General features: G+C 63.1%; 20 protein-coding genes. 12 read left to right on the forward strand and 8 right to left on the reverse strand.

Going from position 1 to position 23,182, the window contains the following annotated elements; translation table 11 throughout:
- Nucleotides 1–27: 27 nt before the first annotated feature.
- From JQ567_RS21845 to JQ567_RS21870, 6 genes are all read right to left on the reverse strand, one after another.
- Entirely contained in the window at nt 28–1,833 is a 1,806-nt protein-coding gene (locus tag JQ567_RS21845) for a gamma-glutamyltransferase family protein (protein ID WP_212440706.1), read from the reverse strand.
- Nucleotides 1,834–1,932: 99 nt separating this feature from the next.
- The gene (locus JQ567_RS21850) at nt 1,933–2,931 is read right to left on the reverse strand and encodes an ABC transporter ATP-binding protein (RefSeq protein ID WP_212440707.1); all 999 of its coding nucleotides are present in this window, start codon (nt 2,929–2,931) and stop codon (nt 1,933–1,935) included.
- Entirely contained in the window at nt 2,928–3,926 is a 999-nt protein-coding gene (locus JQ567_RS21855; protein WP_212440708.1) for an ABC transporter ATP-binding protein, read from the reverse strand. The genes JQ567_RS21850 and JQ567_RS21855 overlap by 4 nt, the downstream gene beginning before the upstream one ends.
- A complete protein-coding gene (locus JQ567_RS21860; RefSeq protein ID WP_212440709.1) occupies nt 3,923–4,894 on the reverse strand; it encodes an ABC transporter permease in 972 nt (323 codons plus the stop codon). The genes JQ567_RS21855 and JQ567_RS21860 overlap by 4 nt, the downstream gene beginning before the upstream one ends.
- A 14-nt stretch (nt 4,895–4,908) precedes the next feature.
- Nucleotides 4,909–5,889, reverse strand: a complete 981-nt coding sequence (locus JQ567_RS21865; RefSeq protein ID WP_212440710.1) for an ABC transporter permease — start codon at nt 5,887–5,889, stop codon at nt 4,909–4,911.
- Between the two features lie 106 nt (nt 5,890–5,995).
- On the reverse strand, nt 5,996–7,591 hold the full coding sequence (locus tag JQ567_RS21870; RefSeq protein WP_212440711.1) for an ABC transporter substrate-binding protein: 1,596 nt from the start codon (nt 7,589–7,591) through the stop codon (nt 5,996–5,998).
- 194 nt (nt 7,592–7,785) lie between these two features.
- Here JQ567_RS21870 and JQ567_RS21875 point away from each other — a divergent pair, with 194 nt between their 5' ends.
- From JQ567_RS21875 to JQ567_RS21905, 7 genes are all read left to right on the forward strand, one after another.
- Nucleotides 7,786–9,039, forward strand: coding sequence for an FAD-binding oxidoreductase (locus tag JQ567_RS21875; protein WP_212440712.1), 1,254 nt, complete (start codon nt 7,786–7,788; stop codon nt 9,037–9,039).
- Between the two features lie 99 nt (nt 9,040–9,138).
- Nucleotides 9,139–9,393, forward strand: coding sequence for a DUF6489 family protein (locus JQ567_RS21880; protein ID WP_209843454.1), 255 nt, complete (start codon nt 9,139–9,141; stop codon nt 9,391–9,393).
- A 62-nt stretch (nt 9,394–9,455) separates the two neighbouring features.
- Complete coding sequence (locus JQ567_RS21885) at nt 9,456–10,190, forward strand: triacylglycerol lipase (protein WP_249165612.1); 735 nt, start codon at nt 9,456–9,458, stop codon at nt 10,188–10,190.
- 100 nt (nt 10,191–10,290) lie between these two features.
- Nucleotides 10,291–11,835 carry a wax ester/triacylglycerol synthase family O-acyltransferase gene (locus tag JQ567_RS21890; protein WP_212440714.1) on the forward strand — a complete coding sequence of 515 codons (1,545 nt, stop codon included), beginning with the start codon at nt 10,291–10,293 and terminating at the stop codon, nt 11,833–11,835.
- A gap of 9 nt (nt 11,836–11,844) precedes the next feature.
- Nucleotides 11,845–12,840, forward strand: a complete 996-nt coding sequence (locus JQ567_RS21895) for an alpha/beta fold hydrolase (protein WP_212440715.1) — start codon at nt 11,845–11,847, stop codon at nt 12,838–12,840.
- 161 nt (nt 12,841–13,001) lie between these two features.
- The gene (locus JQ567_RS21900; protein WP_212440716.1) at nt 13,002–16,238 is read left to right on the forward strand and encodes a bifunctional cytochrome P450/NADPH--P450 reductase; all 3,237 of its coding nucleotides are present in this window, start codon (nt 13,002–13,004) and stop codon (nt 16,236–16,238) included.
- A 158-nt stretch (nt 16,239–16,396) separates the two neighbouring features.
- Nucleotides 16,397–17,071: a spermidine synthase gene (locus JQ567_RS21905; protein ID WP_212440717.1), complete on the forward strand. Its 675-nt coding sequence runs from the start codon at nt 16,397–16,399 to the stop codon at nt 17,069–17,071.
- A 43-nt stretch (nt 17,072–17,114) separates the two neighbouring features.
- Here the strand turns inward: JQ567_RS21905 and JQ567_RS21910 are convergent, their stop codons facing one another.
- Nucleotides 17,115–17,579 carry a nuclear transport factor 2 family protein gene (locus JQ567_RS21910; protein WP_212440718.1) on the reverse strand — a complete coding sequence of 155 codons (465 nt, stop codon included), beginning with the start codon at nt 17,577–17,579 and terminating at the stop codon, nt 17,115–17,117.
- A 104-nt stretch (nt 17,580–17,683) separates the two neighbouring features.
- Nucleotides 17,684–18,601 (reverse strand): alpha/beta fold hydrolase, encoded by a 918-nt coding sequence (locus tag JQ567_RS21915; protein ID WP_212440719.1) that lies wholly within the window; start codon nt 18,599–18,601, stop codon nt 17,684–17,686.
- A 250-nt stretch (nt 18,602–18,851) separates the two neighbouring features.
- Here JQ567_RS21915 and JQ567_RS21920 point away from each other — a divergent pair, with 250 nt between their 5' ends.
- From JQ567_RS21920 to JQ567_RS21940, 5 genes are all read left to right on the forward strand, one after another.
- Complete coding sequence (locus tag JQ567_RS21920; RefSeq protein WP_192737256.1) at nt 18,852–19,232, forward strand: poly(R)-hydroxyalkanoic acid synthase subunit PhaE; 381 nt, start codon at nt 18,852–18,854, stop codon at nt 19,230–19,232.
- On the forward strand, nt 19,229–20,314 hold the full coding sequence (locus JQ567_RS21925) for an alpha/beta fold hydrolase (RefSeq protein WP_212440720.1): 1,086 nt from the start codon (nt 19,229–19,231) through the stop codon (nt 20,312–20,314). Before JQ567_RS21920 ends, JQ567_RS21925 begins: the two co-directional genes overlap by 4 nt.
- A complete protein-coding gene (locus JQ567_RS21930) occupies nt 20,311–20,904 on the forward strand; it encodes a GNAT family N-acetyltransferase (RefSeq protein ID WP_212440721.1) in 594 nt (197 codons plus the stop codon). The genes JQ567_RS21925 and JQ567_RS21930 overlap by 4 nt, the downstream gene beginning before the upstream one ends.
- A 289-nt stretch (nt 20,905–21,193) precedes the next feature.
- On the forward strand, nt 21,194–21,670 hold the full coding sequence (locus JQ567_RS21935) for a phasin (RefSeq protein WP_212032347.1): 477 nt from the start codon (nt 21,194–21,196) through the stop codon (nt 21,668–21,670).
- Nucleotides 21,671–21,885: 215 nt separating this feature from the next.
- A complete protein-coding gene (locus tag JQ567_RS21940; protein WP_212440722.1) occupies nt 21,886–23,172 on the forward strand; it encodes a DUF445 domain-containing protein in 1,287 nt (428 codons plus the stop codon).
- Nucleotides 23,173–23,182: the final 10 nt, after the last annotated feature.

A 23,182-nucleotide genomic window follows, 5' to 3' on the forward strand; every position in this document is an offset into this window, starting at 1 on the left:
AACCTTACAAGTCATCTCAGGGTGCCCTTATCGTCCGGCCGCGTAGCCTTGCATGCCCCGGGGATTGGCGGCGGCACGGCGGCGGCGCCCGACCTTGGAGGCGGCAGTGAGGCGGCCTTCCGACCAGTCGGGGCCGATCTCGACGACATGGCCGCGGCTCTTCAACGTATCGACCGTGGCCTTTGGTACGCGGTTTTCAACCACGAGCACGCCGGGCCGGGCGGTGCGCGGCCAGAACGAGATCGGGAAATGTTCGGAGTGCCATGCCGGCGCGTCGATCGCTTCCTGCAGGTTCAGATTGGCGTGGACATGGCGCAGGAAGAATTGCGTGGTCCATTGATCCTGCTGGTCGCCGCCGGGCGAACCCCAGGCCATGTACGGTTCGCCGTCGCGGTAGCATAGGGTGGGCGACAGCGTGGTGCGCGGGCGCTTGCCCGGCGCCAATGCCGCGGGATGGTCTTCCTCGAGCCAGAACATCTGGGCGCGGCTGCCGAGACAGAAGCCGAGTTCGGGAATCACCGGTGAGGATTGCAGCCAGCCGCCGGATGGTGTCGCCGAGATCATGTTGCCAGCCTGGTCGATGATGTCGAAATGCACGGTGTCGCCGCGCACTTCGCCGAAGCGGCCGACGGTCGGCTCGCCGGCACCCATGGCGCCAACCGCCTCGCGATGGCCTTCGGCGCGGCGCATCTTGACGACCGAACCAAAACCCTCGACGGAGCCGGGGAGGAAATCGAGCGAGGCCTTGTCCCTTGAGATCAGCTTGCGGCGTTCGTCGTTGTAGGCGTCGGACAGCAAGGTCGCGATCGGGATGTCGGTGAATTTGGGATCACCGTAAAATTTCTCGCGGTCCGCGAAGGCGAGCTTGGCGCATTCGATCTGCAGATGGATGAATTCGGGCCCAGTTGGATCGAGCCCGTCGAGTTCAAACCCCTTGAGCAGCGCCAGCTGCTGCAGCATGACAGGGCCCTGGCTCCAGACACCGGGCTTGCACACGGTGTAGCGGCCGTAATCATAGGTCAGCGGCGCCTCGACGGTCGGCTGCCAGCGCGCCATGTCGTCGGCGCGCAGCACGCCGCGATGCGGCGAGCCGCTGACGTCCATGACGTCTTGTGTGCGGCAAAACTTGTCGATCGCCTCCGCAACGAAACCGTGCGACCAGGCCTTGCGCGCGGCCTCGATCTGGGCTGTGCGGTCACCGCTGGCGCTCTCGGCTTCTTTCAGGATGCGGGCGTAGGTTTCCGAGAGCTGCTTGTTGGTGAAGAGCGTGCCGGGCTTTGGCACCTCATTGTTCGGCAGATAGACCGCAGCCGACGTCTTCCAGTGATTGCGGAACAGTTTTTCGACGATCTGGATCGTCGCCGCCGCGCGCTCCACCAGGGGATAGCCGTCGCGGGCATAGGCGATCGCGGGTTCCAGCACGTCGCGCAGCCGCATCGTGCCGTAATCGCGCAACAGCAACATCCAGGATTCGAACGTGCCGGGCACGCAGGCCGCGAGCAACCCGGTGCCGGGCACCATCTCCAGCCCCTCGCTGCGATAATGCGCGATGGTGGCGCCCGCCGGTGCCGGGCCCTGGCCGCAGATCGCTTCGGTGCGGCCGCGTTTGGTATCATGCACGATGATGGGCACATCGCCGCCCGGGCCGTTGAGATGCGGCTCGACCACCTGCAGCGTGAAGGCGGTGGCAACGCCCGCATCGAACGCATTGCCGCCCTTTTCCAGGATGCCCATCCCGACCGCAGTGGCGATCCAGTGGGTCGAGGTCACGACCCCGAACGTGCCTTCGATTTCCGGCCTGGTCGTGAACGGATCGGGATTGATGTTGCTCATGTGAATCCGATGCTGCTCTGGTATTTGGTGCGCCACTTGACCACAGGCGAGGCCTGCTGCCAACCGTTTGGTTGACATAGCGGGCTCCCATCCCTGTGATCAGGCAGGCACGGCCTCGGCCGGCGAATTGACGGCGTGGCACGCGACGCCGTTGATCAGTGCGGGCGCCTGCTGGCGGCAGAGATCGTAGGCCAACGGGCAGCGCGGGTTGAAGGCGCAGCCGGGCGGTGGGTTGATCGGATTGGGGATCTCGCCCTTGACCGGAATCCGCTGGCGGCCGGACATCGCGAGATCGGGAACCGCACCCAGCAGCATCTTGGTGTAGGGCATCCGTGGATTGCTGAAGAGTTCGCGCCCTTCCGCGATTTCGACGATGCGGCCGAGATACATCACGCCGATGCGGCTCGCCATATGGCGCACCACGGCAAGGTTATGGCTGATGAAGAGATAAGTCAGGCCGAACTTGTCCTGCAGGTCGCGCATCAGATTGAGGATCTGCGCCTGCACGGAGACATCAAGCGCCGAAGTCGGCTCGTCGCAGACGATGAATTCGGCTTCCGAGGCCAGCGCGCGGGCGATCGCGATGCGCTGGCGCTGCCCGCCGGAAAACTCATGCGGAAACTTCAGGCCGTCGTCGGCATGCAGGCCGACTAGGCTCAGCAATTCACCGACGCGCGCGGCGATGTCGCGCTCGCCCGCGATCAGGTCGAAGGCACGGATCGGCTCGGAGACGATGGCATCGACCCGGAAGCGCGGATTGAGGCTCGCATAGGGATCCTGGAAGATCATCTGGATGCGGCGGCGCAGCTTCTGCCGTACCTGCGCCTGCCTTGCGTCGGTCATCGAGACGCCGTCGATGACGACTTCGCCGGAGCTCGGCGGCAGCAATCCCACCACCATCCGCGCTACCGTGGTCTTGCCCGAACCGGATTCACCGACGAGGGCAAACGTCTCGCCCTTCTTGATGCCGAAGGTGACGCCGTCGACCGCTTTCAGGAATTCCAGGTGGCCACCTTCGAGCACGCGGTTGAGCCACGGCTTTGAAACGTCGAACTCGCGGCGCAAATTCCTGACGTCGATGAAGGGCGCCGCGCTCATGCCGCGGTCTCCTTGATCGCTGCCTTGGGCGCGGCATCATAGAGATGACAGGCCACGGCCTGCGTCCCGTGCGCAATCGGCTCCGGACGCTCGACGCGGCAACGGTCGAAGACGAAGCCGCAGCGCGGATTGAACGAGCAGCCCTTCGGGATCGCCGACAGCCGCGGCATCGAACCGGGTATCTGCACCAGCCGCTTGTCTTCGCCCGCCAGCGTCGGGATCGCGCCCATCAAGCCCTTGGCGTAGGGATGCAGCGGGTTCTGCACGACATCCTGAACCGGGCCGATCTCGGCGATCCGTCCCGAATACATCACCGCGACGCGGTCGGAGGTTTCGGCGATCACGCCCATGTCGTGCGTCACCAGCATCACGGCGGTGCCATGGTCGCGGCCGAGGCGCTTGATCAGCGAGATGATCTGCGCCTGCACGGAGACGTCGAGGGCCGTGGTCGGCTCGTCGGCGATGATCAGTTCCGGTTCGGCGCAGATCGCCAGCGCAATCACGACGCGCTGGCGCATGCCGCCGGAGAATTCATGCGGATAGGCGTCGATGCGCTTTTCCGGCGCGGGAATGCCGACTTCGGCCAACAGATCGATGGCGCGCTTGCGTGCCGCGGTCTCCGAGAGATTGAGATGGGTCCGGATGGTTTCGACGAGCTGGTCCCCAATCTTGTAGAGCGGGTTGAGGCTGGTCAGCGGATCCTGAAAGATCATCCCGATCCGTTTGCCGCGGACGCGGCGGATTTCCTCCGGCGGCAGATGATCGATCCGCATGCCCGACAGATAGATCTCGCCGCCCGCGATCCGCCCCGGCGGATCGATCAGGCCGATCACGGCAAGCCCGGTCACGGATTTTCCCGCGCCGGATTCGCCGACCACGCCGAGCACCTCGCCCTTGGCGATGTCGAAGGAGATGCCGTTGATGGCGTGCAGGACGCTGCGGCGGGTGTGGAACTCCACCTCGAGGTTACGCACGGAAAGGACAGGAGTGGTCATCGGAGCTTCGGGTTGAGCGCGTCGCGCAGCCAGTCGCCGAGCAGATTGATGGACAGGATCAGTCCGGCCAGCGCAAAGCCGGGGAAGGCCACGATCCACCATTCGCCCGCAAACAGATAATTGTTGCCGATCCGGATCAGCGTGCCCAGCGACGGCATGGTATCGGGCATCCCGGCCCCGAGGAAGGACAGCGTGGCTTCCGTAATGACGGCGAGCGCGAGGTTGATGGTGGCGATCACCAGGATCGGACCCATCGTGTTCGGCAGCACGTGACGCAGCATGATGATGGGGGCGGGCAGCCCGATCAATTGGGCGGCCGCGACATAATCCTTGTTCTTCTCGACCATGACGGAGCCGCGCACGGTGCGGGCATACTGCACCCAGAAACTCAGTCCGATCGCGATCACCAGCACTACCAGCGTACTCATGGCGTCAAGCCGGTTGCCGAACACCGACTTGGCGACACCGTTGACCAGGAGCGCGATCAGGATGGCCGGGAAGGTGAGCTGCACGTCGGCGATGCGCATGATCAGTCCATCGACCGCGCCGCCGACATAGCCCGCAATCAGCCCGAGCGTAATTCCGAGCGTGCCGGCCAAGACGACGCCGAGCACGCCGACGACGAGCGAGATCCGAAGCCCGTAGAGAATGGCGGAGAACACGTCGCGGCCCTGCTCATCGGTGCCGAGCAGGAACGGGCTCTGGCCGTCGGCGGTCCACAGCGGCGAAATGCGCGAGTTCATCAGCTGAAGCTGCGCCGGATCGAACGGGTTCTGCACCGAAAGGACCGAAGCGAAGATCGCCAGCAGGAAAAACAGGAGGGTGACGGCTGCCGCCACCATCGTCAGCTTGGAACGGCGGAACGAATAGAAGATGTCGCTGTCGAGCGCGCGTCTGAACCAGCCCGTGCCGGCGCGCGCAACTGCTGCGCTCGGCTCGGCTCGGTGGGGAACGACGGCGTCGGACATCGATAACCTTTCTTTCAAGCCGGACGGCGGAGGGTCGAGCGCAGCCGCGGATCGACGACGGTATAGAGGATATCGACCACCAGATTGATGGTGACGAAAATCAGCGACACCATCAGCAGGTAGGCCGCCATGATCGGGATATCGACGTTTTGCACTGCCTGCACGAACAGCAACCCCATGCCCGGCCACTGGAATACGGTTTCGGTGATGATGGCAAAGGCAATAACCGAGCCAAATTGCAGTCCGGCCACGGTGATCACGGGAACCAGGGTGTTCTTGAGCGCGTGGCCGAAATGGATCGCCCGCGTGGTCAGGCCGCGCGCCCGCGCGAAGCGGATGTAATCGGTGCGGAGGACTTCCAGCATTTCAGCGCGCACCAGCCGCATGATCAATGTCAGCTGGAACAGGCCGAGCGTGATGGACGGCAGGATCAGCGCCTTGAGGCCGGAAAGGGTCAGAAGGCCAGTGGTCCACCAGCCCACCCGCACGACATCGCCGCGGCCGAACGAGGGCAGCCAGCCCAATGTCACCGAGAACAGATAGATCAGGAGAATACCAATCAGGAAGGTCGGCAGCGAGATTCCGATCAGCGATACGGCCTGGAATATCTTGGCAAGCACGGTGTCGCGTTTGAGCGCCGAATAAACCCCCATCAGGATGCCGAACACCATCGCGAAGATGGTGGCGCAGATGGCGAGCTCCAATGTCGCGGGCATCCGCTCTGCGAGCAGGCTCGAGACCGGCTGGCGGAATTGATAGGACACGCCGAATTTGAACTGGGCGGCATTGCCGAAATAACGCGCGAACTGCATCACCACGGGATCGTCGAGACCGAGCGACTTGCGCACCGCCTCGCGTTCGGCCGCAGACGTATCCAGTGAGACGATCTGGTTGACGGGGTCGCCGGCGAACCGGAACATCGAAAACGAGATGATCCCGACCGCAAGCATGACGCCGATCGCCTGGATCGCCCGGCGAAGAGTGAAAGCGAGCATGTGATCCTTTCACTTCTCTCTTTACGCTGTGGCGGACGTCACTGTCCGCCGGAAACGAAAAGTCCCGGGGGCGCGAAGCCACCGGGACCTGGGTCGTTGGGCCTGCCTACGGTTCTTTGACCATCCAGTAGGGCAGGACCTGGTTGTCGGCGCGCTGCACCACTTTCAGTTTTTTCGACACGCCCCAGGCCAGCGCCTGCTGATGCAGCGGGATGTAGGCGTAATCCTTCGCCGCGATCTCGAACGCTTCCTTGATCAGCTGATCGCGCTTGGCCGGGTCGGGTTCGACCAGCACCTTGTCGGTGATCTCGTCCATCTTCTTGTTGCAGTAGCCGGAAACGTTGGCTTCGCCGCGAGAGGATTTCGGATCGTCGCGGCAGCCCATGATGTCATAGAGCACATTGTGCGAGTCCGACGTGCCGGGCGTCCAGCCGAGCAGATAGAACGATGACTGGTAGCCGCCGGGTTTCAGGATCTTGGCGAAGTACTGCGCCTTGGGCTGCGCCAGCAGATCGACCTTGACGCCGATGCGCGCCAGCATGCCGACCACCGCCTGGCAGATCGCGGCGTCGTTGACATAGCGGTCGTTGGGGCAATCCATCGTGACCTGGAAACCGTCGGGATAGCCCGCTTCCGTCAAGAGCTTCTTGGCGCCGTCGGGATCGAATTTCGGGCGGGTAAAGTCCTTGGAAAGCGGAAACAGTTGCGGCGCAATCATCAGAGCCGAGGGCGTCGAGAGCCCACGCATCACGCGGGTCTTGATCAGTTCGATATCGATCGCCTTGAAGAAGGCCTCGCGGACGCGGACGTCCTTGAACGGATTCTTGCCCTTGATGTTCGAATACAGCAATTCGTCACGGGCCTGGTCCATGCCGAGGAAGATGGTGCGCAGCTCAGGCCCCTTCATCACCTGGGTAGTCGGGGTGGAATCGACGCGGCCGATGTCCTGGGTCGGAACCGGCTCCATGATGTCGACTTCGCCCGACAGCAGGGCAGCGACACGCGTGGCGTCGGACCCGATCGGCGTGAACACGATTTCCTTGAGATTGTGCTCGGGCTTGCGCCACCAGTTCGGGTTCGCCTTGAACACGGTCTTGACGCCAGGCTGATGGCTCTCGACGGTGAAGGCGCCGGTGCCGTTGGCGTTGAGCGAAGCGAAGCTCGGCGTCGTCGCTGCGGCCGGCGTCGGCGCCGTGGCGTTGTTCGCCTCGGCCCACTTCTTGTCCATGATGTACCACGTATCCCATTGGTAGTGCAGAATGGGATTGGGTGAGGTCAGGATGAAATCGACGGTGTTGTCGTCAACCTTGACGACCTTTACGTCGGCGGCGATGCGGGCCTGTACGTTCGAACCCTTGGCGCGAGCGCGGTCGGCCGAGAACACCACGTCGTCGGCGGTGAAGGGGTCGCCGTTCTGGAACTTGACACCCTTGCGCAAATGGAAGCGCCAGCGGGTCGGCTCCGGGGTTTCCCAGCGTTCGGCCAGCCCCGGAATGATCTTCAGGTCCTTGTCGCGCGCAATCAGGCCTTCATAGACCTGCCCAAGATGCGCATGCGTGGTGGATTCGTTGAGCGTATACGGATCCAGCGATTTGAGGTCGCCCTGGTTGGCGTAGCGCAGGGTTTGGGCCGATGCCGGCGCAACCGCAAAGCCGAGCATTGTAACCGTAGCCGCTGCAAGCAAACTCTGACGTAACGACATTTGTTCGATTTCCCCGCTTTGATCAGCCCAATTCCGCAATAACGGCGGATATTGCCGATCCATGTTGCCAAAGTCCAGCCGCCGCGCAAGCGCGATCTCACTCAGTGGACCGGTTTGCGCCGCGATGCGGCAACGACTAGCTTCACCTTAAGCTGAGCGCGAGACCGCGTTACATTAAACTTTCGGAGTGCCGGGTGGCGGAACTGAAGGCTGACGTTCTTGTGTTGGGGGCAGGCATGGTCGGCGTCGGCGCCGCCCTGCACCTGCAGAAGAAGGGCCGCGATACGGTCCTGATCGACCGGCACGAACTTGCCGGCGAGGAGACCAGCTACGGCAATGGCGGACTGATCGAATGTGCGTCGGTCTTTCCCTACATGTTTCCCCGCGATCTGCGCCAGATCCTGCAATATGCGACCAACCGTACGCCGCAGCTGCGTTATCATTTCGCCGATCTGCCGTCCTTCCTGCCCTGGCTGGTGCGTTACTTCCTGGCGTCTTCGCCGGAGCGTGCGTTGCACAGTGCGATGGCCGAGTTGCCGCTGATCCAGCGCAGCCTGGTCGAGCATGAGGCGCTGATCGCGGAAGCCGATGTGCCGGAGCTGTTGCGCCGGACCGGCTGGATCAAGCTCTATCGCTCCGATGCGACGCTGGCGAAAGCGGTGAAGGAACTCGAACGCGCCAAGCAATATGGCGTCGCGGGCGACATCCTCAATGCATCTGCTATCGCGGCGCGCGAGCCGAATTTGACCGGCGATTTCGCCGGCGCGGTGCATTTTCGCGATCCCGGTTTTGTCCCCGATCCCGGCGGCCTCGCCAAGGCCTATGCGGCGCTGTTCGGCCGCAAGGGCGGCCGGTTCGTGGTCGGCGATGCGCGAACGCTCGAACAATCCGGCGCAAGGTGGCGCGTCGCGACCCTCGAAGGGTCAATCACCGCGCGCGAAGTCGTCGTCGCGATGGGGCCGTGGTCCGACCAGATCTTCGCCCCGCTCGGCTATTCGATCCCGCTCAACGTCAAGCGCGGCTATCACATCCATCTGGCGCCGCGCGGCAACGCCGTGCTCAATCATCCTGTGCTGGACAGCGATCAGGGCTTTCTGCTGGCGCCGATGAACCGCGGCATTCGCCTGACCACCGGCGCCGAGATGGCCCGCCGCGATGCACCGCCGACCCCGGTCCAGGTCGAACGGGCCATGCCAAAGGCGCATAGACTGTTTCCCCTGGGGGAGCCGGTCGACGCCCAGCCGTGGAAGGGGGCGCGGCCCTGTTTGCCGGATATGCTGCCGGTGATCGGGAAGGCGCCCCGCCATCCCGGTTTGTGGTTCGATTTCGGCCACCAGCACCACGGCCTGACGCTCGGACCCGCAACCGGCCGGCTGCTGGCGGAAATGATGACCGGCGAGACCCCGTTTGCCGATACTACCCCTTTTGCTGTCGAACGTTTTGGTTGACCATAGGGGGCGAATGGGGGCCCCGGAAGGCGGTCTTGTCCTTGCGTGACTCAGCCAGTCACGGTGATACTGCGGCAAGCCATTAATGAAGGAGCGGCCATGAAGGTAAACGTCGAAATTGATTGCACGCCGCTCGAGGCCCGGCAGTTCTTCGGACTTCCGGACGTTCAGCCGATGCAGACCGCGGTCATGGACAAGTTGCAGCAGCAGATGATGGCCAACATCGACAAGGTCTCGCCGGAATCGCTGATGCAGTCCTGGTTCACCTTCGACCCCAAGATCGCTGAACGCTTTCAGGACATGTTCGTGACCATGGCCGGCCTCGGCGGCATGGCCAAGAAGGACAAGAAATAGTGGCCGTCGCGGAGGGCGCGCCGGCGGCAGAACGCAAGCTTCGTCCGCCGAGCCTGTTCCTGATGCTTGCCGAAGCCAGAAGCGTGTTCGAACTGAATTCGAGTCTGCTGCTGTCGCCGCTGTTGATGCGCGCCCCGAAGGGTGACGGTCATCCGGTGCTGACGCTGCCGGGATTTCTCGCCAGCGACCTGTCGATGGCGCCGATGCGGCGCTACCTGAAAGAGCTCGGCTACGACACCTATGCCTGGAACATGGGCCGCAATTTCGGCGGCGTCGCCAGCAAGCGCGGTGCGTTACGCGACCTCGTCAAGCGAATCCACGAGACCACGGGACGAAAGGTCAGCATCATTGGCTGGAGTCTCGGCGGCATCTACGCACGCGATCTCGCGCTGCAACTGCCGGACCTGGTGCGATCGGTGATCACGCTCGGCAGCCCGTTCGCCAACGACATCACCGCGACCAATGCGACGCGACTGTACGAAGCGCTGTCGGGGGAAGGCATCAACGACAACCCGGAGATCAGGGAAGCGATCGCCGGCGACCTGCCGGTGCCCGCGACCTCGATCTATTCCCGCACCGATGGCATCGTGAACTGGCGTACCAGCCTGCTGCGCCCCTCCAGCACGGCCGAAAATATCGAGGTGCATCTCGCGAGCCATATCGGCCTTGGCGTCAACCCGGCCGCCTTGTGGGCGGTGGCCGACCGCCTGGCGCAGCCGGAAGGCGAATTTAAGCAATTTGACCGATCGGGGCCGTTTGCCATTGCATATGGGGCCCCGGAAAATGCACTATCCTGACCAATGTCGTTGAAGACCGGGGACACCCAACCCCCGTCTTCAGGACCACCTGAACGCCAGAAGCGCCAACAAGGCGTCGCGTGATCTGCGGGAGGAAAACATGACTGACGCCAAGAAACTGTCCTCGATGGACGCGTCGTTTCTGTATCTGGAAACGGCTGAGATGCCGATGCATGTCGGAAGCATGGCGATCTTCCGCCTGCCCGAGAATTACAACGGCAACTTCTTCGAAGATTTCAAGGCGATGATCGGCTCACGGCTGCATCTTGCGCCGATCCTGAAAGCGCGCCTGGAAAAGGCGCCGCTCGACATCGATCATCCGTCCTGGGTCGAGGACGACCAGTTCGACATCGACCGCCACATTTTCCGCGGCAGCCTGCCGGCTCCGTATGACCGCGCGACGCTGGAGCGCATCGTCGGCTGGATGCATGCCAAGCTGCTCAACCGCGCCCGTCCGCTCTGGGAGTTCTATGTCTTCGAGGGCATGAAGGACAACGAGATCGGGCTTTATTCCAAGATGCACCACGCCTGCATCGACGGCGGCGCCGGTGCGGCGCTGACCAACATGATCTACGATCTGACCCCGGTGCCGCGCCAGGTCGAGCCGCCGACGGCGCGCAAGGTCGCGCAGGAGCCGCGCGACATCGCCGCCAATCTGATCGATTCCTATCAGCAGCTCTGGCGGCAGCCGTTCGATTCGTCGTCGGCGCCGAAGAGCCTGGAATTGCCGCGCTCGGGCAAGAGCGATCTCGGATCGATCCTGTTCGACAACGCCATGTTCCAGATCGAGAGCGCGGTGAAATTCGCCGCCAGCGTGCCGACGATGCTCAAGAGCGTTTCCGAGGTGGTCGGCAAGATCTCCGATCCGAAGTCGCGCGACAGCATCGCCAGCATGGTTTCGCCGCCGACCATCCTGAACAAGGCGATCTCGTCGGAGCGCAGCTTTGCCGGCACCTCGATCTCGCTGTCGCGGGCCAAGGCGGTGGCGAAAGCCTCCGGCGGCAAGCTCAACGACGTCGTGCTGGCGCTCTCTTCCGGCGTGGTGCGGCGCTATCTGCTGCAGCAGGGCGCGCTGCCGACCAAGTCGCTGACCGCGGCGGTGCCGATTTCGCTGCGCGAGGAAGGCAACACCGAGGCCAACAACCAGGTGTTCGGCATGATCTGCTCGATCGCCACCAACCTCGAGGATCCCAAGGGACGGCTGGAGGCGATCATCGCGCAATCCACCAAGTCCAAGGAAATGTCGCATCCGCTGCGGGCCTTGATGCCGCAGGTGTCCAACATCTCGATGCTGGGCGCGCCGATCGTGGTGCAGATCCTGGCGCTGCTCTACAGCCGTTCCGACCTCTCGAACGTGCTGCCGCCGGCGGCCAACATCACCGTGTCGAACGTGCCGGGGCCGCGGCAGACGCTCTATGCGGCCGGTGCGGAGTTGCTGCACATCTTCCCGGTGTCGATCTCGACCCACGGGCTCGCGCTCAACATCACCGTGCAGAGCTATCGCGACCAGCTCGATTTCGGCTTCATCGCCGGCGCCAACATCATTCCGCATGTCCAGGTCCTGTGCGACATGCTTCCGCTGGAATTTGAAGCGCTGGAGGCGGCCTATGCGCCGCCGCCGAACATGACCAGCGCGGCTGAATAGGGTTTTGCGATGATTGAAATGCCGCCGCTGCAGTTCGCCGAGACGAACGGCATTCGCATGGGTTACTACGAGGCCGGGCCGAAGACCGACAAGCCGCCAGTCATCCTGTGCCACGGCTGGCCGGAGATCGCGTTCTCCTGGCGTCACCAGATCAAGGCGCTGAGCGAGGCCGGGATCCGGGTGATCGCGCCGGATCAGCGCGGCTATGGTTCGACTGACCGGCCCGAGCCGGTCGAGGCCTACGACATCGAGCACCTGACCGGCGATCTCGTCGGCCTGATGGACCATCTGAAGATCGACAAGGCGATCTTCGTCGGCCACGACTGGGGCGGCTTCATCATCTGGCAGATGCCGCTCCGCCACATTGACCGCGTTGCCGGCGTGGTAGGCATCAACACGCCGCATCACGATCGCCCGCCGGCCGATCCGATCGAGCTGTTCCGCAAAAGGTTCGGCGACAGCATGTACATCGTGCAGTTCCAGGATCCGGCCCGCGAGCCCGACAGGATCTTCGGCAGCCGGGTCGAGCAGACATTTGACGCCTTCATGCGCAAGCCGGTGCCGCGGCCCGCCGACACACCCGCCGAGCAGGTGGTTGCCGGCGTCGGTGCTTCACCGCGACTCAATTTGGCGTTTCCGCAGATGATTGCGGGTTACGACGCCAAGCATGATCCGCGGACACCAATCCTGTCGCCGGAAGAGAAGAAGGTATTCGTCGATACATTCACGAAGTCAGGTTTCACCGGCGGCATCAACTGGTACCGCAACATGTCGCGCAACTGGCAGCGTTCGGCCGGGATCGATCACACGGTGAACGTACCGGCGCTGATGATCATGGCCGAGAACGACCATGTGCTGCCGCCGTCGTCGGCTGATGGCATGGAAAAGCTCGTTCCCGATCTCGAAAAATATCTGGTGCGCGACAGCGGCCATTGGACGCAACAGGAAAAGCCGGACGAGGTCAGCGCCAAACTGATCGAATGGCGCAGGAAGCGGTTTGGCTAAAGCAGAAGTCACCTCATCGTCATTGCGAGGAGCGAAGCGACGAAGCAATCCATTCTTTCTTTTCAAGGCGAGATGGATTGCTTCGCTTCGCTCGCAATGACGGGTTGATACAATGACGGGCTGATACAAAGAATCGGACCAAGGCAGGAGACAATTCGACAATGGCGTCACCGAACAAACTCAGTCCGATCCCGCATCCGCCGAAAAAGCCCGTTGTCGGCAACATGCTGTCGCTGGATCCGAACGCGCCCGTTCAGCATCTGGTGCGGCTGACCAAGGAGCTCGGGCCGATCTTCTGGCTCGACATGATGGGTGCGCCGCTGGTGATCGTGTCGGGCCACGATCTGATCGACGAACTGTCCGATGAGAAGCGCTTCGACAAGGCGGTGCGCGGCTCGCTACGCCGGGTGCGCGCGGTCGGCGGCGACGGTCTTTTCACCGCCGATACGTCAGAGCCGAACTGGAGCAAGGCGCACAACATCCTGCTGCAGCCGTTCGGCAACCGCGCGATGACGTCCTATCACCCCAGCATGGTCGATATCGCCGAACAGCTGGTCAAGAAATGGGAGCGGCTGAACGGCGACGAGGAAATCGACGTCGTCCATGACATGACCGCGCTGACGCTCGACACCATCGGCCTCTGCGGCTTCGACTACCGTTTCAATTCGTTCTATCGGCGCGACTATCATCCGTTCGTGGAATCGCTGGTGCGCTCGCTCGAGACCATCATGATGACCCGCGGCATCCCGCTCGAGGGCCTGTGGCTGCAGAAGCGCCGCAAGGATTTGGCGCTGGACGTCGCCTTCATGAACAAGATGGTCGACGAGATCATCGCCGAGCGCCGCGGCAACGCGGAAGCCGCCGAGGGCAAGAAGGACATGCTCGGCGCCATGATGACCGGCGTCGACCGTGCCACCGGCGAGCAGCTCGACGACGTCAACATCCGCTACCAGATCAACACCTTCCTGATCGCGGGCCATGAGACCACCAGCGGCCTCTTGTCCTGCACGCTCTATGCGTTGCTCAAGCATCCCGATGTGCTGAAGAAGGCCTATGAGGAAGTCGACCGCGTGCTCGGTCCCGATATCGACGCGCGGCCGACCTATCAGCAGGTCACGCAGCTGACCTACATCACGCAGATTCTGAAGGAGGCGCTGCGGCTGTGGCCGCCGGCGCCGGCCTATGGCATCGCCCCGCTCCAGGACGAGACCATCGGCGGCAAATACAAGCTGAAGAAGAACACTTTCGTCACCGTTCTGGTGATGGCGCTGCACCGCGATCCCAGCGTGTGGGGCCCGAATCCTGACGCGTTCGACCCGGAGAATTTCAGCCGCGAGGCCGAGGCCAAGCGCCCGGTCAACGCCTGGAAACCGTTCGGCAACGGCCAGCGCGCCTGTATCGGGCGTGGATTTGCGATGCACGAGGCGGCGCTGGCGATTGGCATGATCCTGCAGCGCTTCAAGCTGATCGACGTCAATCGCTACCAGATGCATTTGAAAGAGACGCTGACGATCAAGCCGGACGGCTTCAAGATCAAGGTGCGCCCGCGCGCCGACAAGGAGCGCGGCGCGTTCGCCGGTCGCGCGGCTGCCGCGGTGGCGGCCTCGAACACAGCCGCGGCACCGGCCCGCAACCGTCCCGGTCACAACACGCCGCTGCTGGTGCTCTACGGCTCCAACCTCGGCACCGCCGAAGAACTCGCCACCCGCGTTGCCGACCTTGCCGAGGTCAACGGATTTGCGACCAAACTCGGCGCGCTCGATGACTACGTCGGCAAGCTGCCGGAGCAGGGCGGCGTCCTGATCTTCTGCGCCTCCTATAATGGCGCCGCCCCCGACAACGCCACGCAATTCGTCAAATGGCTGGACAGCGGCTTGCCCAAGGATGCGCTGGCCAAAGTCCGCTACGCGGTGTTCGGCTGCGGCAACAGCGACTGGGCGGCGACCTATCAGTCGGTGCCGCGCATGATCGACGAACAAATGGCCGCGCATGGCGCGCGCAGCGTCCATGGGCGCGGCGAGGGCGATGCCCGCAGCGATCTCGACGGCCAGTTCGAAAAATGGTTTGCCGCCGCCGCCGCCGCGGCAACCAAGGAGTTCGGTCTCGCGTCGACCTTCACCCGCAGCGCCGACGATGCGCCGCTCTACACGATCGAGCCGGTGGCGCCGACCGCCGTCAACGTGATCGTGGCGCAGGGCGGCGTTTCGCCGATGAAGGTGCAGCTTAACTCCGAGCTGCAGCACAAGGCCGGCGCCAATCCGTCCGACCGCTCGACGCGGCATATCGAAGTGCAACTGCCGCCGGGCGTTTCCTATCGCGTCGGCGATCACCTCAGCGTGGTGCCGCGCAATGATCCGGCGCTGGTCGATTCCGTCGCGCGCCGGTTCGGCTTCCTGCCCGCCGACCAGATCAGGCTCGCGGTCGCCGAAGGCCGCCGCGCGCAGCTGCCGACCGGCGACGCCGTGTCGGTCGGGCGGCTGCTCACCGAATTCGTCGAGTTGCAGCAGATCGCGACCCGCAAGCAGATCCAGATCATGTCGGAACAGACGCGCTGTCCGATGACCAAGCCGAAGCTGCTGGCCTATGTCGGCGATGACGCCGCGTCGACCGAGCTTTATCGGAGCGATGTTCTCGGAAAGCGCAAATCGGTGTTCGACCTGCTGGAGGAATATCCGGCCTGTGAACTGCCGTTCCACGCCTATCTCGAAATGCTGTCGCTGCTGGCGCCGCGCTATTATTCGATCTCGTCGTCACCGGCGGGCGACGCCTCGCGCTGCAGCGTCACCGTCGGCGTGGTCGAAGCGCCCGCAAGCTCCGGCCGCGGCGTCTACAAGGGCGTCTGCTCGAACTATCTTGCCGGCCGCCGCGCCGGCGACACCATCCACGCCACGGTGCGCGAGACCAAGGCCGGCTTCCGCCTGCCGGACGATGCGTCGGTGCCGATCATCATGATCGGCCCCGGCACGGGGCTGGCGCCGTTCCGCGGCTTCCTGCAGGAGCGCGCCGACCGCAAGGCCAAGGGCGCGAGCTTAGGGCAAGCGATTCTGTTCTTCGGCTGCCGCCATCCCGAGCAGGACTTTCTCTACGCCGAAGAACTGAAGGCGTTCGCCGCCAACGGCATCACCGAACTGCACACCGCGTTCTCGCGCGCCGACGGGCCAAAGACTTATGTGCAGCATCTGGTCGCGGCGCAAAAGGATCAGGTGTGGAACCTGATCGAGAAGGGCGCGATCGTCTATGTCTGCGGCGACGGCGGCAAGATGGAGCCGGACGTCAAGGCAGCGCTGGTGTCGATCTATCGCGAACGCACCGGCGCGGACGAAGCATCAGGCCTCCGCTGGATCGACGATCTCGGCGCCAGGAACCGCTACGTGCTGGATGTGTGGGCGGGGGGATAGTTTTTCATCCGTCGTCCCGGCGAACGCCGGGACCCATACCGCGTGATCTATCGGTTTGAAAAAGCTGTTCGACGAGTCTTCGTAACCGCAAGCACTTGTGGTTATGGGTCCCGGCCTTCGCCGGGACGACGAAAAGCCGATCATGCTAGAACCCCCACATGATTCCCTGGGAAAAAATCGATACCGCGCGTGTTCCCGGCACCGACGCGGAACTGCGCTTGATGCGGCGTGGCGCCGAGTTCTCCATCATGCTCGGCACCAATGAGCTGATGAACAGCCGGCTCTCGGGCTCGGAAGCCGCGCTCGCCACCCTCGCGGTCAAGAAGCTGGAAGCGAATAAGAAGCCGCATCTGCTGATCGGCGGATTGGGCATGGGCTTTACGCTGCGGGCTGCGCTTGCGGTGCTTGGCGCGGGTGCGCGGATCGTGGTGGCTGAACTGGTGCCGGCCGTCGTTGCCTGGGGGCGAGGCCCGATGGCCGAGATTGTTGGCGGCAGCCTGAACGATACGCGCGTCAGTATTCAGGAAGTGGACGTCACCGAAATCATCCGGTCTTCGCGATCGAAATTCGATGCCATTCTGCTCGACGTCGACAACGGCCCCGAAGGCCTGACGCGGAAGGCCAATGATGGGCTCTACAGTTCAGCCGGATTGGGCGCGGCACATACCGCGCTTCGTCCCGGCGGCGTCCTGGCTGTCTGGTCGTCAGGTCCCAATGCACCGTTCTCAAAACGGCTGCGCGCCGCCGGTTTCGATGTGAACGAGGTTGCCGTGCGCGCCACCGGCAGAGGCGGCGGCGCGCGCCATGTCATCTGGATCGCAACACGCGCGTAGTGCGTCACGCTGCTCCGCGTGTCTTTGAAGCCCGGACGATGCCTCAGAACATCGTGTTGCTGTTCGCCGGATTCTCGGGGATCGGCTGGACGACGTCCCAATGCTCGACGATCTTGCCGTTCTCGAGCTTGAAGACGTCGATGATCGCGCTCCCCCTCGTGCCGGGCTCGCGAACGGCGTGGACATGCAGGATGACGTAATCGCCGTCCACGAACGAACGCTTGATCTCGCTGCGGGAGTTCGGGAATTTTTCGCGCAGGAATCCAATGAACTTGCGGAAGCCCTCGGGACCATCCGCGGCATTCGGATTGTGCTGGACATAGCGGTCGCCCATATAGGCGATCGCGCCGTCGGCATCTTTTTGGTTTAGCCCCTTCTCATAGAACTCGAGCACCGCTTTTCTGTTGGCTTCCTGCTGCGCCGCGGAGGCGGCGTAGGCGCTCGGAGAGGCGAGGGCTAACAGGACGACCGCGGCCAGGGCGATGCGTGGCCGGAATACAAAATCCATGTTCGGGCTCCATCCGTCGATATCGGTGTGCCGTCTATAGTGCTCGACCGCGCCGGTCGGAAGAGGGCACCTGACGCTCACGAAGTCACCTCGAGGTAACCTGATCAAGCCGCCTTCGCCGCCGCACCATGGGCGTGCTTGTCGATGGCGTCGATGATTTGCGGCCACATCGGGATCGGCAGCGCGTGGCCCATCCCGTCGATCATCACAAGCTTTGCGCCGGGAATGGAGGCCGCTGTGTCCTTGCCGCCTTCAATCCGCACCAGCGGATCGACGGTGCCGTGGATGACCAGCGTCGGCGCCTTCACGGCACTGAGCCGTTCCTTGCGGCTGCCGGAGGCGAGCACCGCGCGCAGCTGGCGGCCGACGCCGGCCGGGTTGAGGCCGCGTTCAAAGGTGCGTTCGGCGCGCGAGCGGTCGAGCGCTTCGTCTTCCGGGAATGAGCCGACGCGCAGGATTTTCCAGGTTTTCGCAAACCGCTCGAAATATTCTTCCTTGGTCGCGGGCGGCGGCGCCATCAGCATGGCGGCCGCTTCCCGTGTCGGCCCCGGCACCTTGGGACTGCCCGTCGTCGACATGATCGAGGTGAGCGAGCGCACCCGCGCCGGAAACGAGATCGCGACTTCCTGCGCGATCATGCCGCCCATCGATGCGCCGACCAGATGCGCCGACTTGATGCCGAGCACGTCCATCAGGCCGACCGTATCCTTGGCCATGTCGATCAGTTTGTAGGGCGCAGCGACCGGGATCTTCAGGAATTTCAGCTTGAGCAGTTCGAGCGCGGTCAGACGCTTGCCGCCGGTCATGCGGGAGGATTTGCCGATGTCGCGGTTGTCGAAACGAATGACGCGAAAACCGCGCGCGGCAAGCTGGCGGCAGAAATCATCGTCCCAATGGATCATCTGGGCGCCGAGACCCATGATCAGCAGCAACGGTTCCGCGCCGGGATCGCCGAAGCTTTCGTAGCAAATGTCGATGCCATTCGCGTGGGCGATCTGCGGCGGCTGATGGGCAAGCGTCACGTTGGCGGTCCTTTGGATCAGTCCTGCGATGGTACCTTGATGGGGTCTTGTATGGCACGGTTTACCGCATCGCAGAAGGCTTTGCAGCTCACTGTTAACCAGTCCCTTGTTTTGACGCGTTTTCCAGACGCGAACCGCTACCCGCTTGAAAACGCTATGTCGCCCGGTTGACCGGCACGCCGCAACGGTGTGGTATGGCGGAATAATATCCGAGGCGTGGCAAAGCGCTCGTAACCAAGGGAGGGCGCCTATGGCCGACAAGGGCAATGATCCTGCCGTGATCTGGCAGACGATGATCGGTGAGATGGAGAAGGGGTTCAACTCCTTTGCCAACCAGGCGATGGCTTCGCCCGAATTCTCCAAGGTGATGAATCAGGTCGGCGGCGCCACGGCGGGCGCGCAGAAGCAGCTCGGCGAGCTGATGGAGAAATATCTTGTCAGCATGAACCTGCCGAGCCGGGCGCAAATGGTCGGCATGGCCGAACGCATCCAGGGAATCGAAGGCCAGCTCAACGAGATCAAGGCGATGCTGCACCAGATCCATCACAATTCGCTGGCGCCTGAAGGCGGCTATGGCGCGGCGCGGCCGCCGCGCACCAAGCGTCCCCCGTCGGAGGGAGAGCAAAAATGAACGCGCCCGCAGCAGCCCTCGATCTGGCATCGATTCCCGAGCGGATCCAGTCCGAGGTGCAGCGCGCGATTCAGCGCAGCATCAAGGGCGTCGAATACATCTCCTCGTCGGGCCCCGCGCTGGGTTCGACGCCGAAGGACGTGTTGCTCAGCCGCGGCACGCTGAACCTCTATCACTACCGCCCGATCGCGGACGAAATCTACCGCGTGCCGATCCTGATCGTGATGGCGACCACCAACCGCGGCTACATCCTCGACATGGTGCCGGGCCAGAGTTTTATCGAGTTTCTGCTCAAGCGCGGCTACGACGTCTACATGATGGACTGGACCGCGCCGAAGCCGGAGGAAAAATCGCTGCGGATGGAGGATTACGTCCTCGACTTCATCCCGGATTGCGTCCGCCGCGTGCAGCAGGATTCCGGCGAAAAAGACGTCACCGTGATCGGCTATTGCTTCGGCGGCGTGCTGTCGCTGCTGTACGGCTCGATCTTCAACGACGGACCGATGAAGAATCTGATCTGCTTCACGACGCCGATCGATTTTCGCGAGATGAAGCTGTTCTCGAATTTCTCGGACCGGCGCTATTTCGACGTCGACCGCCTCGTCGACAGCGTCGGCAATGTGCCGCCGGAAATGATCCTGTCTTCTTTCGAAATGCTGCGGCCGGCGTCGCGCGCGGCCAGCCAGGTGAATTTGTGGGAGAACATCTGGAACGACGAATACGTCAAGGCCTACCGGATGATGGATCGCTGGGGCACCGACACCTTGCCGCTGGCGGGCGAGTATTTTCGCACCATTACCAAGGACCTGATGTGGGACAACAAGCTCTATAACGACACCATGTCGGTTGGCGGCCGGGCGGCGAATATTGCCAACATCAAGGTGCCGATCCTGCATGCGGTCGCCGAACACGATCACATCGTGCCCTATGACGCGGCCAAGCACCTGATCGCCAAGGTCGGCTCGTCCGACAAGGAAGAGGTGGTCCTGAAGGGCGGCCATGTCAGCGTCGTCGCCGGCGCCAATGCGATCAAGCGGCTATGGCCGAAACTGGACAACTGGTTAGGTAAGAGATCAACATGAGTGAAACACGTTCCTATCCGCGCCACGCCAAGACCGACGCCGGCGAGATCGAATTCCGCCTGATGTCCCGCGCCGACGAGGCCGCGGTGCTTGCCTTCGCGCAAAAACTGCCGACCCATGATCTGCTTTTTCTGCCACGCAACATCAGCCAGCCCAAGGTGCTGTCGGCCTGGATCAACGAGATCGAGCGCGGACAGATCACGAGCCTGCTGGCGTTGAAGGGCGACGCGGTAGTCGGTTGCGGCACGCTGGTGCGCGACCCGCACTCCTGGTCGCCGCATGTCGGCGAGATCCGGATGGTGGTGTCGCAGGACGTGCGCGGGCAGGGCGTCGGCCGGGCGTTGTCGCAAGAGACCTTCGCGCTGGCGCTGGGCGCCGGGCTGGAAAAGCTCTCGGTGCAGATGACGGTCGACCAGCAGGCGGCGATCGCGCTGTTCGAGAGCCTCGGTTTCAAGGCCGAGGCCCTGCTGCGCGACCATGTCCGGGACGTCGGCGGCAAGAAGCACGACATTGTCGTGCTCGGACACAATGTGGCGCAGGTGCGGGCCCAGCTGGAGGCCTACGGGCTTCCAGGCGCCGTCCAGCACTGAGCCAGCCGTCTGGCACTAAGCCCGCCGTCCAGCCGGACTCAAAATCCCGAAAACAACCCCATGCAAAGTAAGGGTGGGCACTCGGCTACCCGTCTGGCATTAGACGAAAGTGGAACTTTTGCCGGTTCCATAGGCAAGTCGCCCATCATCGAGGCGGATCACGCATTCGTGATGTCGCGATGCAACATAGATGTTGCGTCGCACCATTAACTATGGCACAACGATCTCGCCCCGGGCCACTCCGGACGGGGTGAGCCCATAGCTCAAACCTGAGGATGGAGAGACCCCCATGACCACCGAAACCAATTCCGTGCTGAACACCGTCAAGGAAGCCTTCGCGCCCGTCACCGAGGCGTTCACCAAGCTCCAGAACCTGGAAGTTCCGGAAGCTGCCCGTGAGTTCGTGAAGAAGCAGGCCGAGACCGCGAAGGTTCGCGCCGCCGACATGCATGCCGGTTCCGAGAAGGTGACCGCTGCCATCGAGACCGCCGTTGCCGGTTCGGTTTCCGAGGCTGCCAAGATCAGCCGCAACATCCAGCAGGCGTTTTATCAGGACGCGGAAGCGTTCTTCGCCGGCATCGACAAGCTCGCTTCGGCCAAGTCGCTTAGCGAAGCCGCCCAGATCCAGTCGGACATGGTCCGTGCGCGTGGCGAAGTGTTCGTCTCGCGGGCGAAGGCCACCACCGAATATCTCGGCAAGCTCGTCGCCGACAGCGCCAAGACCGCTCAGGACAATTTCTCCAAGGTCTACAGCAAGACTGCCTGATCGCGATCTGCCAACTGCCCTTTTGGAAGGCCCGCTTAGGCGGGCCTTCTTTTTGTCTGAAGCCTCCATAAATCAATGGTCTCTCCTCCGTCATTGCGAGGAGCGAAGCGACGAAGCAATCCATTCCTCGTTTTGCGCAGGCGTGGATTGCTTCGCTGCGCTCGCAATGACGGAAGCTGCTATCCTCGATCCCGAGGAGTCTTCCGAAAGCCGCCATGACCGTCCCCCGCACATTCGTCGTAGACACGCCTGCCGACGCGCAGCGCTCTGCCGAACTGCGGCGCGTCAAACTGTTGGCGACGCTGGTGCTGGCGGCGACGTTTGCGATCTTCATTGCGGCGAGGGCGCTGCTGCCGATCCACCCGGCGTTCGGCTTCGTCGCAGCCTTTGCGGAAGCCGCCACGATCGGCGGGCTGGCCGACTGGTATGCGGTGGTTGCCTTGTTTCGCAGGCCTTTGGGTCTGCCGATCCCGCACACCGCGATCATCCAGAGCAACCAGCACCGCATCGCCGACAAGCTCGGCGAATTCATCGAGCAGCATTTTCTGGAAGCGGCCCCGGTCGAAGCAAAATTGCGGCAGATCGATTTCGGCTCGTTCATCGCCGACTGGCTGCGCGACCGCAAGCGCAGCGAGGATCTGGCGCGCTTCGCACTGCGGCTGCTGCCGGAAGCTGTCGCCGCGACCGAGAACTCCGGCCTGATGACCTTTGTCAGCCGCCGCATCACCTCGCAATTGATGTCGATTGATCTTGCGCCGCTCGCGGCTGGCACGCTGCGCACCTTCGTGAAGGAAGGCCGGCACCAGGGCCTGCTCGACGACATCATGCGCGCGGTGCATCAATCGCTGACACAGGCCGAGACCATGGCGATGATCCGCGAGAAGATCCGCGACGAATTGCCGACACTGCTAAAACTCTATCGCGCCGACAGGTTCCTGGTGAACAAGATCGTGGCGTCCGCCAGCGCGTTCTTCGAGGAAGTCCGCAACGATCCCAAGCATCCGTTCCGCGACGAGTTCGACCGCATGGTGCTGACCTTCGTCGACCGGCTCGGCAGCGATCCGGTCTATGCCGAGCGCATCCAAGGGCTGAAGCGCGATCTCTTGGCGCGCCCCGAACTGAACAGCCTCGCGCGCCATATCTGGGAGAATGCGCGCTCCTTCTTCGAGCGCAGCGCGTCAGGCGAGACGCAGGTGTTGGAGCAATATCTCGTGCGCATGTTCGTAACGGCAGCCGAGGCGCTGGCCGCCGACGCCGAGATGCGCGCCGAAATCAACCAGGGTCTGGTCGCCGTGCTGCGCAGCGTCGTTGCCGAACAGAAGAGCGGCGTCTCGACCTTCATCTCCGATCAGGTCAAATCCTGGGACATGGGGCAGTTGATCGCGCTGATCGAAATCAACATTGGCCGCGACCTGCAATACATCCGTTTCAACGGCTCGCTGATCGGCGGGCTTGCAGGATTGGTGCTTTACACCCTCGAGTATCTGCTGCGGCTCGTGTGACTATTTCATC

Source organism: Bradyrhizobium sp. AUGA SZCCT0431 (assembly GCF_018131065.1).
In the GTDB taxonomy this organism is placed as follows: Bacteria; Pseudomonadota; Alphaproteobacteria; order Rhizobiales; family Xanthobacteraceae; genus Bradyrhizobium.